Origin of the sequence: Streptomyces sp. NPDC058239, assembly GCF_042882185.1 — a bacterium.
In the GTDB taxonomy this organism is placed as follows: Bacteria; Actinomycetota; Actinomycetes; order Streptomycetales; family Streptomycetaceae; genus Streptomyces.
Map to the genome: position 1 here is coordinate 149,880 of NZ_JBHVWS010000010.1, position 17,670 is coordinate 167,549.

A 17,670-nucleotide genomic window follows, 5' to 3' on the forward strand; every position below is an offset into this window, starting at 1 on the left:
GCATCGGAGCGTAGGTGCGCGACCCGCGACCGGCCTCCTCAGACCTCGACCCTCGTCGCGAGTTCCTCCCGTGCCCGTGCCGCGGCGCCGACCGGCACCGCGTCGGAGGCCAGGGCTGCCCGGACCAGCCGGACCGGGTGGCCGCTGACCGGCGGGTCGGCGGCCAGCGGCGCCAGGATGAGGGGTTCCAGCAGGGGCCAGGCGCGGCTGACCCCGCCACCGACCACCACCGTGGTGATGTCGACGACGCCCGCTGTCATCACGATCGCCTGGGCGATCCCGGCACCGGCGGCCCGGTACACCGCGAGGGCGTCCTGGTCGCCGTGGCCGGCGGCCTGTGCGACCTCGCGGGCGGTCAGCCGGCGGCCGGTGCGGTCTGCGTAACGGGCGCCGATGGAACGGCCGGAGGCCAGGGTCTCCAGATGGCCCCGGCCGCCGCACGAGCAGAGCAGATCACCGAAGCCGGGGATGTGCCCGATCTCACCGGCCGCGCCGTGCGGCCCGGCGAACAGCGCGCCGCCGGTCCACAGTGCGCCGCCGACCCCGGTGCCCAGCGTCATCCCGAGGACGTCCGACTCTCCGCGCACGGCGCCGCCGGACACCTCCCCGTAGAGGAAGGCGTTGACGTCGTTGTCCAGGAACGCCGGGACGCCCAGCGCCTCCTCGACGGCGTCCGTCACCGCGAAACCGGCCCAGCCGGTGAAGGAGTCGCTGGCCACCAGGATGCGGCCGGTGGCGGAGTCCACCACGCCGGCCGCGCCGACCCCGCAACCGGCGAGCCGGCCGGGGGTGCGCTCCAGCAGCGGGGCCAGCGCGCCCAGGGCCGCGCCGATCATGGCCCGGCCGCCGTCGGCCGCCGGGGTCGCCACCTCCGCGCGGTCCAGCACGGTCAGGTCCTCGGCGCAGACCACCACCTGGGTCGTGGTGCCGCCGATGTCCACTCCGGCGAAGAGCATACGGTCACGGAAGCTCATACCTGGGCCTCCGTCCGGCCGGCCGCCAGGGTGGCCAGACGTTCGGCTCTGCGACCGCGCTGGATCACCGGGTCGGGCACCGGCACGGCGGCCAGCAGCCGGCGGGTGTAGTCGGTCTCCGGGTGCAGCAGGGTCGCGCCGGTGGGGCCCTGCTCCTCGATCCGGCCGGCCCGCATCACCACGACGCGCTGCGCGAAGTGCTGTACGACGGCCAGGTCGTGGGAGACGAAGAGACAGGCGAAGCCCAGCTCGTGCTGGAGCTCGGAGATCACTTCGAGCACCGCCTCCTGCACGCTCACGTCGAGCGCGCTGGTGGGCTCGTCGGCGACCAGCAGCCGGGGCTCCAGGACCAGGGCGCGGGCCAGGCTGACCCGCTGGCGCTGACCGCCGGACAGCTCCCGGGGGGCGCGCCGGGCGAGTTCACGCGGCAGCCGGACCCGGTCGAGGACGTCGGCGACCTTGCTCCGGCGGTCCTTGGCGGAGAGCTCGCGGCGGTGCACCCTGAGCGGCTCGGCGACGCATTCCCCGACCGTCATCCGGGCGTCCAGCGAGGCCACCGGGTCCTGGAGGACCACGCCGATACCGGCCCGCAGCGCCCGGCGGGCCCGGGACCGGGTGCGGCCCAGGTCGCTGCCGAACAGCGAGACGGTGCCGGAACTCGGCGGGATCAGACCGAGCGCGACCCGGGACGCGGTGGACTTTCCGGAGCCCGACTCGCCCACCAGGCCCAGGGTCTCCCCGGCGTGGACGGCGAGCGAGACCCCGTCCAGGGCGCGCACGGCGCCCTTGCCATGGCCGAACACCACGGAGATGTCGCGGAGTTCGACCACCGGGTCGCTGTCCGGGCGGGCGGCGGCGGCCGGCGCGGCCGGCCGGCCCTCCTCGGCGACCGACAGCCGGGGCACCGCGGCCAGCAGCCGCTCGGTGTACTCGTGGGACGGGCGGAGCAGCACGTCCTCGACCGGTCCGGTCTCCACGATCTCGCCGTGGTACATCACGGCGACCCGGTCGGCGAAGTCCGCGACCACGCCCATGTTGTGGGTGACCAGCAGGACGCCGGTGCCGGTCTCGACGGCGAGCCGACGCAGCAGGTCGAGGATCTCGGCCTGCACCGTGACGTCCAGCGCGGTGGTCGGCTCGTCGGCGATCAGCAGGGCCGGTTCGTTGGCGATGGCCATGGCGATGACCACCCGCTGCCGCTGTCCGCCGGAGAGCTGGAAGGGGTAGGCGGTGGCCCGCCTCTCCGGCTCCGGGATGCCGACCTTGCGGAGGAGTTCGACGGCTTCGGCGGCGGCTTCCTTGGCGGACACCTTGCGGTGGTTGCGGATCACCTCGGCGATCTGCCTGCCGATCCGGGTCAGCGGGTCGAGCGCGGTGGCCGGCTCCTGGAACACCATGGAGACGGTCCGGCCGCGCAGCGCCGCCAGGTCGGCCTCACGGGCACCGACCACCTGGTTGCCGGCGATGGTGGCGCTGCCGGTGGCACGGGCGTTGCCGGCCAGCAGGCCCATCGCGGCCAGCGCGATGGTGGACTTGCCGGAACCCGACTCGCCGACCAGGGCGAGCGTCTCGCCGGGGCGGACGCGCAGGGTGACACCCCGGACGGCCGGCACCTCGCCGGTCTCGGTGGTGAAGACGACACCGAGGTCGTCGAGTTCGAGAATCGGCCCGGCCTGGGGGGTGGCGGAGCCCTGGGTGGCGGTCATCCGCGTCCCCTCACGTCGAATGCGTCGCGGAGTCCGTCCCCGATCGCGTTGAACGCCCACACCACCAGGATGATGGCCAGGCCCGGCGGCAGGATGAGCCACCAGTAGCCGGAGTAGGCGGCGGTGAGACCGGCCGAGAGCATGCCGCCCCAGTCGGTGGCCGGCGGCTGGACGCCCAGGCCCAGGTAGGAGACGTAGGCGACCAGCAGGATGGCGTCGGCGATCTGGAAGGTGGCCGCGACGATGATGGTCGAGACCGAGTTCGGCAGGATGTGCCGGGTGATGGCCCGGGCGTGCGTCCCGCCGATGGCCCGCAGGGTCAGGATGTAGTCGCGGTTCTTCAGAGAGAGCGTCTCGGCCCTGATCAGCCGGGACGGCACCAGCCAGGAGACGAAGCCCAGGATGACGATCAGTCCGGTCAGGCCCGGGGTGGTGATGGCGGAAACCACCAGCAGGATGAAGAGCGCGGGGATGGCGATCCCCGCGTCCACGATCCGCATCATGAACGCGTCGACCCAGCCGCCCGCGTAGCCGGCGACGGCGCCCCACATGGTGCCGATCACGGTGGCCAGGATGCCTGCGGCGAGGCCGACGATCAGCGACACCTTGCCGCCGTACATCAGCCGGCCCAGCTCGTCGTGGCCGACCGCATCGGTGCCGAGCCAGTGCGAACGGCCGGGGGCGAGGTTGACCTGCTGGAGCATCGTGTGGGTCTGGTCGGTGGAGTACACCAGCGGACCGACGAAGCAGAACAGGAAGAAGAAGACCACGACGCCGAGCCCGACCACGGCGAGCCGGTTGCGCAGGAAGCGCCGGACGGCGAGCCGGGAGCCGGACGCCGTGGCGGCGTCGGTGGCCGTGCCGGGCGCCTGGCCCGGCTGGATGACGGCGCTCATGCCCGGCCTGCCTTCACTCGGGGGTCGATGATCCGCTGGACGATGTCGGCGAGCAGCGTGCCGACCACCGTGGCGGCCGCGATGACCAGCACACAGCCCAGCAGCACCGGGTAGTCGGAGGACTGCGCGGCGGTCCAGAAGAGCAACCCCATGCCGGGGTAGTTGAAGAGCTGCTCCACCACCAGGGCGCCGCCGAACAGCACCGGCACGTAGTAGCCGAGCATGGCGACCACCGGCGTCAGTGAGTTGCGGAACACATGCCGCCACAGGATGGCGCGGGAGCGGGAACCGCCGGCCCGCGCCGTCCTGACGTAGTCCTCGGAGAGGTTCTCCAGGGTGGCCGCCCGCATGTAGCGGCTGAACACCGCGATCATCGAGGCGGCACCGGCGACGACCGGCAGGACCAGCGCCTGCGGTTCGGAGAACACCTGGGCGAGTGTGTCCCCCTGCGGGGCCTGGGACGGGAACCACGGCAGCACCTGGCTGAACACCAGCACCAGGATCAGCCCGAGGAAGTACACGGGCGTGGAGTAGGCGATGAAGCTCAGCGTGGTGATGACGTAGTCGACCGGCTTGTTGCGCCGGACGGCCTGCCACATGCCCAGCGGGATGGCCAGCACGAGGCCGACGATCGCCGACAGGGCGGTGAGGAGCAGGGTCTTGGCCAGCCGCTCGGTGATGAGCTGGGAGACCGGCTCATTGAGGGTGTACGAGGTTCCGAGGTCGCCGTGCAGCAGCTGGTTCAGGTAGTAGAAGTACTGCACGGGAAGTGGCTTGTCGAGGCCCTGTTCATGGTTGAAGGACGCGATCTGCTGCGCCGTGGCCTGCGGACCGAGGATCCCGCGAGCGGGACCCCCGGGCAGGGCGTGCAGCAGACCGAAGACCACGATCGTCACGATGACGATCACCACGACGGCTTGGAGGACTCGCCTGATCAGGTACGAGGAAGTGCTCATGTGTTTTCCGGTCGCTTCGGCTCAGTGGTACGCGTGGTCACCGGCCGGGCTCACTTGGTCGTCCACTTCCACATGGCGGGGTGGAAGTTGGCGAGCGAGTCCTGGGCGAAGCCGCCCAGGCCCTTCTTGACCACGGAGACCTGGTAGTCCGGCTCCGGCAGCCAGATGACCGGGAGGTCCTTGGCCAGGGCCGCGCTGTACTTCTGCACCGCCTCGTCGGAGGAGGAGGTGGTGGTCTGGGTGACCAGCTTGTCCACGGCGGGGTTGGAGTAGCTGCCGAAGTTGGAGCCGCCGCCGGTGGCGAAGAGCGAGTCACCGCTCGGGTAGGCCGGGAAGTACCAGCTGCCCGCGGTGCCGAAGAACGACAGCTGCCACTTGCAGCCGGCCTGGTCGGCCTTGCACTGGCCGGCCTGCGAGAGGACCGAGTTGACCGGGGCGGTCTTGATGGTGAAGTCGATGCCGGTCTTGGCGAACGACGACTGCAGGGCGCTCATCATGTTGTCGGTCACGGTCGAACCGGACTGCGAGAGCACCTGCATCCGGAACTTGGTGCCCTTGTCCACGCCGGCGCCGCACTGGTTGTCGCCGGTGCCCGGCGCGGTGCACACCATGGTGCCGTTCTGCTCGGTCCAGCCGTGGCCGGTCAGCAGCTGCTTCGCCTTGGCGGTGGAGAACGGGTACGGGTTGTTCTTCTGCTCCGACGAGACGAAGGACGAGCTCTGGCCCTGCGGGATCGGACCGTAGGTGGAGACCGCGGTGCCGTTGAAGACGACCTTGGAGAGGGTGGTCTGATCCACCGACATCTGGATCGCCTGGCGGGCGTAGAGCTGCTTGAACACCGCGCCCATGGCGGGGTTGTTGAAGTTGTAGGGCATGTACGTGATGGCCCAGCCGGACCACGGCTTCACCGTGTAGCCCTTGGCGGCGAAGGACGACTCCTGGCTGAGGTTGGTGGCGTTGATGTAGCCGTAGTCGACCGTGCCTGCCCGGAGCGCGTTCTCCTCGGCGTCGGTGGTGGTGAACGGCAGCAGGTTCACGGTCTTGATGTTGGCCTTGCCGCCGCCGTCGTACTTGGCGTTGGCCTCCAGCTGGACCTTGCCGGCCGTGGAGAACGACTTGATGGTGTACGGGCCGCTGACCGTCTTCCAGAGCGGGTCGGTGGCGTAACCGGAGATCTTCTTGGCGGCGTCGTTCAGGTACGCCCAGACCTTCTTGGCGCCCGCGGCGGTGCGGTCGAGGTCCGACACCGTGCCCGAGTCGCTGGTCTTGTCCCAGACGTGCTGCGGCATCGGGCGGATCATGCTCAACTCGTTGGCGAGCATCCACTGCTGGTTGTACGCCTGGTCGAAGGTGATGGTGAAGTGCGTGTCGTCGACGACCTTCAGCGAGGTCCAGTTGTCCGGCGCCTTGCCCGGGCTGTAACTGGCCCAGTCGGCCTTGTTGGCCTTGACCAGGTTGAACCAGAACTCCACGTCGCGGGAGGTGATCTGCTTGCCGTCGCTCCAGTGCCGGTCGCCGAGCGTGATCGTGACGCTCTTGCTGTCCTTGGCGAAGTCGGCGGCGGTGGCGAGCGAGTTGTCCTTGTTCCAGCCGACCTTGCCGGTGGAGCCGTCGTAGGCGATCAGCGGCTCCCAGAGGGACTGGGATATGGAGGAGTTGTTGGTGTTCAGGTGCGCGGCGGTGCCGACCGGGAGGATCCAGTTCGGCGTGAAGTTGGCCGGCAGCGCGTAGTTGATGGTGTCCGACGAGCCGGAGGCGGACGACGAGGTGCCGCCCCCGGAACAACCGGTCAGCAGAGCACCCGCGGTGACAGCGGCGCCCGCGACAAGGGCCCAGCGGCGGCTGTTCGCCGTGTGAGCAAGGAACATGACTCTCCTCAGAGTGAAAGGACCCGTATGCCCGGGACCGGCACTGCGTTCACGACAGCTAACGCCGGACACACTGAAGAAACAAACAAGAATTAGTAAAAAGTAAGTTACTGCGCCTCCGAAAAAAGCCCTCCCGCCTCAATCACCTCTCTCCGTTCGGGGGTTTTGGGTGGATTGAATGGGTTTCAGGTGGGGCCTACTTCCTTCGCGAAGCTGTTCCCCCGTGCCGAGCGCGGGCGTATTGTCTTCGCCACACACACCGTTGCGGAAGTTACTTCGTACATGACTGAAATAAGTGCATGGGACCGCAGGGCCGCAAAAGGCACTCCAGCCCTCGCCGCGCGGGTTCTGGAACTCGTCGCATCGGGCCAGGCCTCGTCACGCGCCGAACTCGCCGGACTGCTGGGGGCTGCCGCCTCCACCATCTCTCTCACCGTGGCCCATCTGGTGGAGCGCGGGCTGATCGCCGAGGAGGGCACCCAGTCCTCCACCGGCGGGCGCCCCCGCAAAGTGCTGAGACTGGGAAGCAACGACGAGTTCGCGGTCGCCGCCGATCTCGGCGGCCGGCACGCCCGGATCGGTGTGGTGCTGCCCGGCGGCGGTCTGACCGATGTCTCGACCGTCCCCTTCATGATCGCCGACGGCCCCGAGGCGGCTCTGCCCCGGCTCGCCGAGACCCTGGAGGCACTGGCCGAGGAACGCGGACGCGGCCGGCTGCGCGGTGTCGGGCTCTCGCTGCCCGGGCCGGTGGACATCGCGTCGGGGTCGGTCGTCCTGCCGTCGCGGATGCCGGGCTGGAACCGTTTCCCGGTCACCGCCTGGCTGGAGGAGCGCTTCGGCGTCCCGGCCGCCGTGGACAACGACGCCAACTGCATGGCGGTCGGCGAGCACACCGTAAGGCCCGCCGAGCGCCGGCAGACGATCATGGTGAAGACCGGCTCCGCGATCGGCGCCGGCGTCATCGTCGACGGACGCCTCTACCGGGGCGCCACCGGCGCGGCCGGTGACATCACCCACATCCGGATCGACGCCGGCGCCGACATCCCCTGCTCCTGCGGCAACACCGGCTGCCTGGAAACCGTGGCGTCCGGCGCCGCCCTGGTCCGCATCCTGCGCGAGCGCGGGGCCGACGTCAGCAGCCCCGAGGACGTGGCCCGACTCGCCATCGACGCAGACCCGTTGGCCACCCGCGCGGTCCGCAGGGCCGGCGACTACCTCGGTCAAGTGCTCGCCGCCAACGTCAACTTCTTCAATCCGGACGCCGTCTACCTCGGCGGCATCCTCTCCACCCTGGAACCGTTCGTCGCCGCCGTGCGCAGCCAGCTCTACGAGAGCTGCCACCCGCTCGTCACCGAACACCTCGCCATCGAGCGGGCCAGCCTCGGCGCCGACGCCGGACTGGTCGGCGCCGGGCAGTTCGCCCTGCAGCGCGCCCTGGCCCGCGCCCTGAGCGAGGCCGGTGCCGCCGACCGGTTCCGCGCCCCAGCGCCCCGTCACGTCTGACGCCCCACCCCTACGAGGAGCCATGTCGCAATCCCGCACCGCCGCAGCCCGCCCGGTCATAGCCATCGCCGGACTCGGCATCGAGTCGTCCACCTTCTCCCCCGCTCGCACCCGGGCCGCCGCCTTCCACCCCTCGCGCGGCACCGAGGTGCTGGACCGTTACCCCTTCCTGGCCCCCGGTGAGGAACTGCGCGAGGCGGCCGACTGGCACGGCGCCCTGGTCGGCAAGTCGCTGCCGGGCGGCACCGTCACCGCCGCCGCGTGGGCCGAGCTGACCGACGAGCTGATCGAACGGCTCGCTGCGCTGCCCCGGCCGGACGGCCTCTGGTACGACATCCACGGCGCGATGACCGTGGAGGGCGTCGACGACGCCGAGGCGGTGCTGCTGGAGCGCATCCGCGCCACCGTCGGCCCCGACGTGATCATCTCCACCTCGATGGACCTGCACGGCAACGTCTCCCGCGAACTCGCCCACGGCAGCGACCTGATCACCTGCTACCGGATGGCCCCGCACGAGGACCACATGGAGACCAAGGAGCGGGCCGTCCGCAACCTGGTGGACCTGCTGGCCTCCGGCGCGCCCCGCCCGGTCAAGGCCTGGGTGCCGGTGCCGGTGCTGCTGGCCGGCGAGCAGACCTCCACCCGGATCGAGCCGGCCAGGAGCGTGTACGCGGCCGTGGACGAGGTCGAGGCCATGGACGGCGTGATCGACGCTGCGATATGGGTCGGCTACGCCTGGGCCGACGAACCGCGCAACCGCGCCGTGGTGGTGGTCACCGGCACCGACCGGGGCGCCGTCTCGGCCGGTGCCGAGCGCCTGGCCCAGGGCTTCTGGAAGGCCCGCGACGACTTCGACTTCGTCGCCCCGACCGGCACCTTCGACGGCATCCTGGACGAGGCCCTGGACTCCGACCAGCGCCCGTACTTCATCAGCGACACCGGGGACAACCCGACCGCCGGGGGCGCCGGCGACATGACCTGGGGCCTGACCCGGCTGCTGGCCCGCCCGGAGTTCCGGAAGGACGACGGTCCGACCGTCATCTACGCCTCGGTGCCGGGACCGGCCGCCGTCGAGACCGCCGTCGCCGCGGGTGTCGGTGCCACCGTCACGGTCACCGCCGGCGCCGAGGTGGACGACCGGCACGCGGGCCCGGTCACCCTGACCGGCACGGTGCACGCCATCCGGCACGGCGACCGCGACGCCCGGACCGAGGTCGTGATCCGGGTCGGCAGCGTGTACGCGATCCTCACCGGGCTTCGCAAGCCCTACCACCACGAGCACGACTTCACCGACCTGGACCTCGACCCGCGCGGTGCCGACATCGTGATCGTGAAGATCGGCTACCTGGAGCCCGAACTCTTCGACATGTCGGTCGGGTGGAAGATGGCGCTCACCCCCGGCGGTGTGGACCAGGACCTGGTACGCCTGGGCCACCACCGCATCCGCCGCCCGATGTTCCCCTTCGACCGCGAGATGGCCGACCCGGATCTGTCGGCCCGCATCATCCCCGCCTCCGACCAGCCGCTGACCGGGGACGACGAGTGACCGCGCGCCCCGCCCTGGAGATCGCCGTCACCTCACCGGCCGGCGCCCGGACCGCCCGGGAGCACGGCGCCGACCGGGTCGAACTCTGCGTAGCCCTGGAGCTGGGCGGCCTGACCCCGTCGGCGGCCCTGGTGGAGGCGGTCGCCGCGGAAGGGCTGCCGGTGCAGGTGCTGGTCAGGTGCCGGCCCGGCGACTTCGTCCATGACGCGGAGGAGATCGCGCTCATGGCCGCCGAGGTGCGGTCCGTCATCGCCTCCGGTGCCTCCGGCGTGGTGATCGGCGCGCTGACCGTCGACGGCGCCCTGGACACCGTGGCGGTCGCCCGGCTCGCCGAAGCGGCCCGCGCCACGGGCCGCCCGGTGGACATCACCCTGCACCGCGCCATCGACCAGTCCGCCGACCCGGTGGCCACCGCCGCGCTGCTGCCTTCACTCGGTCTCACCCGGGTCCTCACCTCGGGCGGCGCCCCCGCCGCGGCCGACGGGCTGGCGGCGATCGCCGCGATGGCCGCCGCCGCACCCGGGGTGCAGGTGATGGCCGGCGGCGGGGTGCGCCCCGCCGACATCCCGGCCCTGACCTCCGCCGGAGCCGCCGCCGTCCATCTCTCCGCCAAGACCGGGGCGTTGCCCCGGCGCGGCGGAAAGTGGATACCGCTCGGCGCCGGGGGCGCGTCGGCCGAGCAGGACACCCACTTCGTCACCGACCCCGAAGTGGTGGCCGAGGCACGACGGGCGGTGGACGCGGCCCGCTGACGGCCCGGGACCGGGCCCGCACCATGTACGCCACCACCATGCCGACGTGCCACGGTGTGTGCACCGACCCCGTGTGACGTGGGCTTCGGTCTCCTTACGGTGACGACCATGGAGACTCCTCAGAGCCCGGACCACGGGCCCGCCCCGCAGGCTGCCCCGCCCGCCGTCCCGCCGCCCGCCGCAGGTCCCTCGCCGTCGCCCGCAGACCGGCTCCTCGCCGGGCGCACCGCCCTGGTGACCGGTGCCGCGAGCGGTATCGGGCGGGCCTGCGCACAGGCCCTGGCCGCCGCGGGCGCCCATGTCCATGTGGTGGACAAGGCCGCGGACGCCGCGAAGAGCCTGGCGGAGGCGATCGGCGGGACGGCGTGGGTGGTCGATCTCTCCGTCCCCGATGTGGTGGACACGCTGCCCGCCGACGTGGACGTCGTGGTCAACAACGCAGGGCTCCAGCACGTCGCCCCCGTGCACGAATTCCCACCGGACCGCTTCGCGCTGATCCAGCGCGTCATGGTGGAGGCCCCGTTCCGCATCTTGCGCCGGACCCTGCCGGGCATGTACGAACGCGGCTGGGGGCGCGTGGTCAACATCTCGTCCGTGCACGGTCTGCGGGCCAGCCCCTACAAGTCTGCCTATGTGATGGCAAAGCACGCACTGGAGGGACTCAGCAAGGTGGTCGCGCTCGAAGCGGCGGAGCACGGGGTGACGAGCAACTGCGTCAGCCCCGGGTACGTACGTACCCCCCTGGTCGAGAACCAGATCGCGGACCAGGCCCGTACGCACGGCATCTCCGAGGAGGAGGTGGTCGGCCGGGTCATGCTGGAACGCAGCGCGATCAAGCGCCTGATCGAACCCGACGACGTCGCCGAGGCCGTGCTGTGGCTCTGCGGACCGCGTACCGGGCACATCACCGGCACCTCGCTCTCCATGGACGGCGGCTGGACCGCCAACTGATCCCCCGACCTCTACGAACGATGGCCGCCCATGTCTGAACCGTCCGCCTCCGCCGCGCCCCATGTGCGGCGCCTCTTCGACCTGCTGGCCGACGACGCCCCCGCCGAGGCGCTGGGTGCCGTCTCCTCGCAGGCGCGGGCCGCCGGTGTGCCCGCGGGCGATCTGGCGGAGGTGGAGCGGGCCACCGCCACCGCTCTGCGGATCAGGGGCGCCCTGCGGCAGCACCGGCGCCGAGAGCTCCAGCTCACCGCGCTCTTCGACACCGCGGGCGACCTGGCCGCATCCCGCGACCTGGACGACGTGCTGAATGCGATCGTCCGCCGCGCCAGGATGCTGCTCGGCACGGACACGGCGTATCTCACACTCCCCGACGAGGAGGCGGGGGACACCTATATGCGGGTCACCGACGGGTCGGTGTCGGTGTCCTTCCAGTGCCTGCGGCTGGAGCTGGGCGAAGGGCTCGGCGGTCTGGTGGCGCAGACCGCGAGCCCCTACGCGACCCCTGACTACCGCACCGACGACCGCTTCCACCACACCCGCAACATCGACTCCGCGGTGCTGGACGACGGGCTCGTAGCCATCCTGGGCGTGCCCCTGCTTCTCGGCTCCAGCCGCGGCGGCACGGGAAAGGTCATCGGCGTCCTCTTCGCGGCCGACCGTGCCCCCCGCGTCTTCAGCCCCGACGAGGTCGCCCTGTTGTGCTCGCTCGCCGCACATGCCGCGATCGCCATCGACACCGCCCGCGCGCTCGCCGACACCCGGTCCGCGCTGGACGAACTGGCCGAGACCAACGCCGAGCTGGCCGAGGCCAATGCGGCCGTACGGGCCCACTCGGCGGCGATGCAGCGCGCCGAGGAGTCCCACGACCGGCTGACCGATCTGGTCCTGCGCGGCCGCGACGTCAAGGATGTCGCCGCGGCGGTCGCGGGGCTGCTGGACTCCCCGCTCACCATTCACGACCCGGGCGGGCGGCCCCTGGCGGCGGTCCGCCCCGACGGTGCGGACTTCGCCGCCGACAGCATGGACGCCGGGTGGCTGGCCGAGACCGCCGAGGAGTCCCGTACGGGTGCTCGCGCCGTTCACCGCGACGGCCGGTGGATCTGCGCGGTCCTCGCCGGACGGGAACTCCTGGCCGGTCTGGTCCTGCACCGGCGTGAACAGCTCGACGACTCCGACCGGCGGCTCTTCGAGCGGGCCTCGGTGGTCACCGGACTCCTTCTGCTGCTGCGGCGCACGGTCGCCGAGACCGAGAACCGGATCCGCGGAGAGCTGATCACCGACCTGCTGACCGAAGCGGACCGCGACCCGGCCGGGCTCGCCGAACGCGGCCGACGCCTCGGCATCGACCTCGACCGCCCGCATCTGCTGCTGGTGGCCGAGGGCGGAGCCCGGGAGAGGCTGGCTCCTGCCGCGATGCGCTATCTGTTCGGCGGGGACATCCACGGGGTGAGCGCCGAACACGCGGGGAACGTGGTGCTGTTGATAGAGGCCGACGACCCCGGCCCGGCCGCCGGTGACGCGGCGCGAGCGGCGGCGGCCCAGCTCGGCCAGCTGACCCAGGCCCCCGTCACCGTCGCCGCCACCGGGCCGGCCCGCGGCGCCCGGGAGCTGGCCTCCGCATACGGGGAGGCCGCCCGCTGCCTGCGCGCCATGCGGGTTCTGGGGCGTGCGGGGGAAGGTGCGTGCGTCGACGAACTCGGCTTCCTGGGAGTGGTGTTGGGCAACGCACAGGACGTCGACGGTTTCGTCACGGCGACGCTGGGGCCGCTGCTGCGGTACGACGCGCAGCGCGGCACGCATCTCGTGCGTACGCTCAGCGCCTATTTCGGGTCCGGGGGCAGTCTCATCCGCGCCAAGGACGAACTCCACGTGCACGTCAACACGGTGGTGCAGCGGCTGGACCGGGTGCAGGTGCTGCTGGGGCGGGACTGGAACGAGCCCGGGCGGGCGTTGGAGCTGCAACTTGCCTTGAGGCTGCATCTGTTGGCGGGCGGCCGGGAGCGGTAGAGGCCGTCCGGCCGCCCGGGGTGCGTTCCGGTGTCCCCGTCCTCAAGCGCCGGACGGGCCGGGGGTGCCGGACATGGTCAGCAAGTGGCGTGCGATTTCTCCGGCGCCCGCTTCTCCCGTCAGCAGCGTGTAGTGGTTGACGTCCCTCACCGGCACCGGTGTGACCTCCGTGCCCCCGAGGCCGGCCGCTGCCAGGCGTGTCTCGTCGTACAGGCCCTGCTCCTCGTTCATCAGGCCCCGCTGCGCCCACAGCAGAGTCGCCGGAGCCGGCAGCTTCCGTACCGCCGTCAGCACCTCCTCGTCGAAGAGGCCGATGCCGTCGGTGCGTACCGCCTCGATCCGGCAGGTGGAGTGCATGGCAGGTTCGTCGCCGGTCAGGTCGCGCTGGATGTACGCATCCACCTCGGCCGACCACGCACCCGCGAACGCCGGGTGCGCCTGCCAGAAGGAGCGGTATGCGGTCCGGTCGGGGAAGGTCATCGACAGCCGGTCCATGGCCGGCCCGATCACGGCGGTCATCAGCTCGTCCGGGGAGAGATGCGTGGGGGCGGGGAAGCCGATGCCGCCGTCGGCCAGCAGCAGCGGCCCGAACCGTTCCGGGTGCCGTACGGCGGCCAGCGCCGCCACGAACGCGCCCATCGAATGGCCCGCCAGCACCACCCGGTCCAGACCCAGGGCCTCGGTCAGGGCGGCGATGTCGTCGGTGTGCGTGGCGATCCCGTACGGCCCCGGCAGGGCCGAACTCCCGGCCCGGCCGCGCAGATCCGGGGCGATCAGGGTGATGCGGCCGTCCAGCAGCCTTGCCACCGGACCCCAGGACAGCGCGTTGGCCGTGATGCCGTGCAGGGCGACGACGACCGGTGCGTCCGGCTCGCGGGCCGGCCACCTCAGTACCGCCAACTCGCCCCCGGTCACGGGGACCTGTATCTCTTCGTACGGAATCACGGGCGTCCGTTCTCCTTCCGGGCCTTCCCGGCCGGGAGCGTTTCGGTTGCGGGCCCGCGGCGTACCGCGGCCAGCCGGGACGGCAGCCGGGCCAGGCCGCCCGGCAGCAGGTGTACCACGGCCACGAACAGCACACCGAGCAGGAACAGCGGCTGGGAGAGCGGCACCCGCAGCACCGCGGGCAGATCGGCGACCGCGCCCGACCCGGCCAGATCGCCGAGCCGGTGATCGGCCCAGGTGTAGAGGATGCCGCCGACCATCGGACCCCAGCGGGTGCCCGACCCGCCCAGCACCACCATGACCAACAGGGAGAGGGTGAAGTCCGAGGTGGTTGTCTGGGGGGTCGAGCCGCCGGTGAGCAGCAGGTGCACCAGACCGCCCAGCGCGGCCAGCGCGCCCGCCAGGACAAAGGCTGTCAGCTTGAAGCCGTACGGCTTCAACCCCAGCACCTCCACCCGGCGTTCGTTCTCCTTGATGCCCTCCCAGACCCGTCCGGTGGGGGAGCGGACTGCCCAGTGGACGACGGCGAGGGTGAGGACCAGATAGGCGAGCGCCACCCAGTAGAGGTTCGCGGTGTGCTCGATGCCCACGAGCCCGGACGGCAGCAGATCCGCCGGGGCGGCCCGGCCCTCCTCGCCGCCGGTGAAACCACCGGGGTCGCGGGAGACCAGGATCGAGCCCGCCTGGGCGAAGGCCAGCGTCACCATCGAGAAGCCGATGCCGGTGACCCGCAGGCTCACCGACCCCAGAACCAGCGCGAGCGCGATCCCGAAGCAGAGGCCGAGCAGCGCGGACACGGCGAACGGGAGGCCCGCCTCCAGCAGGAACATGTTGGTGGCGTAGCTGCCCGCGGCGAAGTAGAGCGCATGCCCGAAGGAGAGCAGCCCGGTGCGGCCCAGCAGCAGGTCGTAGCCGGTTGCCAGCGCGCCGAACAGCAGGCAGGTGGCGAGCAGTTGGAGACTGCCGGGGCTGCCGAGCGGGCCGTCCAGGAGTCCGGGCAGCGGCAGTGCGCTGTACGGCGCGATGGCGAGGATCAGCAGTGCGGCGGCGGGCCACCAGCGGCGCAGCGGCCGGGCGGTGTTCCCGCGGGCCGGTGCGGCCGTGTGCTTTTCGCCGGTGCGGTCGTGTGTCTCGGTGACGGCGCTCACGCGAGCCTCCCGGTCAGTCCGCGCGGCCGCAGAAGCAGCAGCGCGGCGAGCAGGACGACGACGGCCAGGTCGCCGAGGCCCGCTGCGGTGTAGTAGTTGGCGAACTGCTGGACCAGGCCGATGACGGCGGATGCCACTGCCGCACCGGTCACCGAGCCCATGCCCCCGGTGACCACCACGACGAACGCGAAGATCAGCAGCGAGGTGCCCTGGCGGGGGTCGACCGAGCCGAAGTACAGGCCGCCGAGCGCCCCGCCGAGCGCGGCGGCGCAGCCGCCGATCGCGAAGACGAGCGTGAACGCCTTCCGCACATCGATACCCAGGGCGGTGACCATCGCCCGGTCCTCGACCCCGGCCCGTACGACCAGACCGTGCCGGGTACGGCCGAGGAAGAGCCGCAGTGCGACGAGGACCACGACCGCCGCCGCGACCAGTACCAGCCGGTTGACCGGGATCTGGGCGCCGAGCAGCCCGAAGGTGCCGGACAGCGCCTTCGGCCCCGGGAAGGTCCGGGCGTCCGAGCCCCAGATGCCCGACAGCAGTGCCGGGACGGCGAGCCCCACCCCGACCGTGGCGAGCACCTGCTCGCGCGGCCGGGTGTAGAGCGGGCGGACGACGGCGAGTTCCAGCAGCACGGCGGCCGCGGTGCCCACCGCCGTACCGAACAGGACCGCGAGGACGAAGCCCGCTCCGCCCGGGCCGGCGCCGGGCAGATTGCCGGACGCCGCCCACCAGGTGCCGTACGCGCCGATGGAGAGCAGCGCCCCGTGCGCGAAGTTGAGCACGTCCATCAGGCCGAAGATCAGTGAGAGTCCCGATGCGATCAGGAAGTAGAGCGCCCCCAGACCGAGTCCGGTCATGGTGAGCAGAACGACGGTGGACATCAGGAATCCGCCTCCACGGAAGGTGCTTCGGTGGCCGGGCCGTGTCCCACGCCCAGCAGGCGACGTGCCGCCTCCGCATCGCCCAGCAGCTCGGCGGCCGGTCCCTGGTGGGCGGTCCGGCCGTCGGCGAGCACCGCACAGTGCTCGGCCAGGCGCCGCACGACGGCGAGGTTCTGCTCCACGAGCAGCACCGGCACCGCCTCGGCGGCCCGCTCCAGCACCTGGGCGACCTCGGTGACCACCTTCGGCGCCAGGCCCTTGGTGGGTTCGTCGGCGATGATCAGCCGGTTGCCGTTGAGGAGTGTGCGGCCGATCGCCACCATCTGCTGCTGCCCGCCGGACAATGTTCCCGCCAACTGCCGTTCCCGGCGCTTGAGTTCGGGGAAGAGCTCATGGACGAGCGGGTACGCGGGCCCGTCCGCGCCGCGCCGCTCGGCCAGGCGCAGATTCTCCGCGACGGTCAGCCCGGCGAAGATGCCCCGGTCCTCGGGGGCGTAACCGATGCCCAGCCGCACCACGGTGTGGGTGGGCATCGACACGGTCTCCTCGCCGTCCAGCCGCACGCTGCCGGTGCGCGGGACGAGGCCGAGGACGCCGCGTACGGTCGTGGTCTTCCCGGCGCCGTTGCGGCCGAGGAGAGCGGTCACCCCGTGCCGGGCGACGTCGAGGTCCACGCCGTGCAGGATGTGCCGGCCGCCGATCAGGACCCGCAGGTCCCGTACGGCGAGCAGGGTCCCTGTCGTCACAACCCCTCCCCGAGGTAGGCCTGCTGAACGGTCGGGTCGGCGGTCACTGCCTCCGGGGTGTCCAGCGCCAGCAGCCTTCCGTGGTGCATCACGGCGAGCCGGTCGGCCAGGCCCAGCAGGACGTCCATGTGGTGCTCGACCATCAGGACGGTGCGGCCCTCGTCCCGGTGCAGGGTGCGGATCAGTTCGGTCAGCGCGGGGACCTCCTCCGCGCTCACCCCGGCCATCGGTTCGTCGAGCAGCATCAGCCGCGGCTCGCCCACCAGCAGCACCGCCAGCTCCAGCTTCCGCTTCTCGCCGTGCGACAGCTCGGACGCCATCGCCTGTGCCCGGTGGCCGAGTCCGGTGCGTTCCAGTACGCCGTTCACCTCGGCGGTGTACGAGGAGGCGCGCCGCCACAGCCGGTACGAGCCGCCCCGGGCCGCCTGAGCGGCCAGCCGGACGTGGTCGGCCACGCTCATCCCGGGCCAGAGGCTGGATGTCTGGAACGTGCGGCCGATGCCGCGCCTCGCCCGTGCGTGCGCGGGGCGGTCCGTCATGTCCGCACCGTCCAGCGCGATCGTGCCCGACGTGGCCGTGGTCAGCCCGCTGATCAGATTGAACAGAGAGGTCTTGCCGGCCCCGTTGGGGCCGATGAAGGCGAGGAACTCGCCCTCGTGGACGCTCAGCGTGACGTCCTCGACGATCGTCGCTCCGCCGACGCCCCAGCCGAGCCCGGCCAGTTGGAGCACCGGGGCGGTGCTCCGCGCCCCGCCCGGGTGCTCTGCGGTGGTGTCCGGTGCGGTCAT

The 17,670-nt window shown here is 71.8% G+C and carries 15 protein-coding genes; 5 read left to right on the forward strand and 10 right to left on the reverse strand.

Features of this window, described 5'->3' with window-relative positions; all coding sequences use genetic code 11:
- Positions 1-38: 38 nt before the first annotated feature.
- Genes ACFVYE_RS14880 through ACFVYE_RS14900 form a run of 5 tightly spaced genes read right to left on the reverse strand, consistent with a single transcriptional unit; the run spans position 39 to position 6,400 of the window.
- Positions 39-974, reverse strand: coding sequence for an ROK family protein (locus ACFVYE_RS14880; protein WP_389605765.1), 936 nt, complete (start codon positions 972-974; stop codon positions 39-41).
- Positions 971-2,680 (reverse strand): dipeptide ABC transporter ATP-binding protein, encoded by a 1,710-nt coding sequence (locus ACFVYE_RS14885; RefSeq protein ID WP_383965163.1) that lies wholly within the window; start codon positions 2,678-2,680, stop codon positions 971-973. The genes ACFVYE_RS14880 and ACFVYE_RS14885 overlap by 4 nt, the downstream gene beginning before the upstream one ends.
- The gene (locus tag ACFVYE_RS14890) at positions 2,677-3,576 is read right to left on the reverse strand and encodes an ABC transporter permease (RefSeq protein WP_383965166.1); all 900 of its coding nucleotides are present in this window, start codon (positions 3,574-3,576) and stop codon (positions 2,677-2,679) included. Before ACFVYE_RS14890 ends, ACFVYE_RS14885 begins: the two co-directional genes overlap by 4 nt.
- Positions 3,573-4,532: an ABC transporter permease gene (locus ACFVYE_RS14895; RefSeq protein WP_383965168.1), complete on the reverse strand. Its 960-nt coding sequence runs from the start codon at positions 4,530-4,532 to the stop codon at positions 3,573-3,575. The genes ACFVYE_RS14890 and ACFVYE_RS14895 overlap by 4 nt, the downstream gene beginning before the upstream one ends.
- 50 nt (positions 4,533-4,582) lie before the next feature.
- A complete protein-coding gene (locus ACFVYE_RS14900; RefSeq protein WP_383965170.1) occupies positions 4,583-6,400 on the reverse strand; it encodes a peptide ABC transporter substrate-binding protein in 1,818 nt (605 codons plus the stop codon).
- 282 nt (positions 6,401-6,682) lie between these two features.
- Here ACFVYE_RS14900 and ACFVYE_RS14905 point away from each other — a divergent pair, with 282 nt between their 5' ends.
- From ACFVYE_RS14905 to ACFVYE_RS14925, 5 genes are all read left to right on the forward strand, one after another.
- Positions 6,683-7,903: an ROK family protein gene (locus ACFVYE_RS14905; protein WP_383965173.1), complete on the forward strand. Its 1,221-nt coding sequence runs from the start codon at positions 6,683-6,685 to the stop codon at positions 7,901-7,903.
- Positions 7,904-7,925: 22 nt separating this feature from the next.
- Positions 7,926-9,449 carry a M81 family metallopeptidase gene (locus ACFVYE_RS14910; protein WP_383965175.1) on the forward strand — a complete coding sequence of 508 codons (1,524 nt, stop codon included), beginning with the start codon at positions 7,926-7,928 and terminating at the stop codon, positions 9,447-9,449.
- Positions 9,446-10,201 carry a copper homeostasis protein CutC gene (locus ACFVYE_RS14915; RefSeq protein ID WP_389605769.1) on the forward strand — a complete coding sequence of 252 codons (756 nt, stop codon included), beginning with the start codon at positions 9,446-9,448 and terminating at the stop codon, positions 10,199-10,201. Before ACFVYE_RS14910 ends, ACFVYE_RS14915 begins: the two co-directional genes overlap by 4 nt.
- Positions 10,202-10,309: 108 nt before the next feature.
- Positions 10,310-11,152: a 3-hydroxybutyrate dehydrogenase gene (locus ACFVYE_RS14920; protein ID WP_383965181.1), complete on the forward strand. Its 843-nt coding sequence runs from the start codon at positions 10,310-10,312 to the stop codon at positions 11,150-11,152.
- 30 nt (positions 11,153-11,182) lie between these two features.
- Entirely contained in the window at positions 11,183-13,159 is a 1,977-nt protein-coding gene (locus tag ACFVYE_RS14925) for a helix-turn-helix domain-containing protein (RefSeq protein ID WP_383965183.1), read from the forward strand.
- Positions 13,160-13,201: 42 nt separating this feature from the next.
- Here the strand turns inward: ACFVYE_RS14925 and ACFVYE_RS14930 are convergent, their stop codons facing one another.
- The 5 genes from ACFVYE_RS14930 to ACFVYE_RS14950 are packed head-to-tail and all read right to left on the reverse strand — an operon-like array spanning position 13,202 to position 17,670.
- A complete protein-coding gene (locus ACFVYE_RS14930; RefSeq protein ID WP_383965186.1) occupies positions 13,202-14,104 on the reverse strand; it encodes an alpha/beta fold hydrolase in 903 nt (300 codons plus the stop codon).
- A complete protein-coding gene (locus ACFVYE_RS14935; RefSeq protein WP_383965189.1) occupies positions 14,101-15,252 on the reverse strand; it encodes a branched-chain amino acid ABC transporter permease in 1,152 nt (383 codons plus the stop codon). The genes ACFVYE_RS14930 and ACFVYE_RS14935 overlap by 4 nt, the downstream gene beginning before the upstream one ends.
- A complete protein-coding gene (locus tag ACFVYE_RS14940) occupies positions 15,249-16,136 on the reverse strand; it encodes a branched-chain amino acid ABC transporter permease (RefSeq protein ID WP_383965191.1) in 888 nt (295 codons plus the stop codon). Before ACFVYE_RS14940 ends, ACFVYE_RS14935 begins: the two co-directional genes overlap by 4 nt.
- Positions 16,136-16,882 carry an ABC transporter ATP-binding protein gene (locus ACFVYE_RS14945; RefSeq protein ID WP_389605772.1) on the reverse strand — a complete coding sequence of 249 codons (747 nt, stop codon included), beginning with the start codon at positions 16,880-16,882 and terminating at the stop codon, positions 16,136-16,138. Before ACFVYE_RS14945 ends, ACFVYE_RS14940 begins: the two co-directional genes overlap by 1 nt.
- The gene (locus ACFVYE_RS14950; protein WP_389605774.1) at positions 16,879-17,670 is read right to left on the reverse strand and encodes an ABC transporter ATP-binding protein; all 792 of its coding nucleotides are present in this window, start codon (positions 17,668-17,670) and stop codon (positions 16,879-16,881) included. The genes ACFVYE_RS14945 and ACFVYE_RS14950 overlap by 4 nt, the downstream gene beginning before the upstream one ends.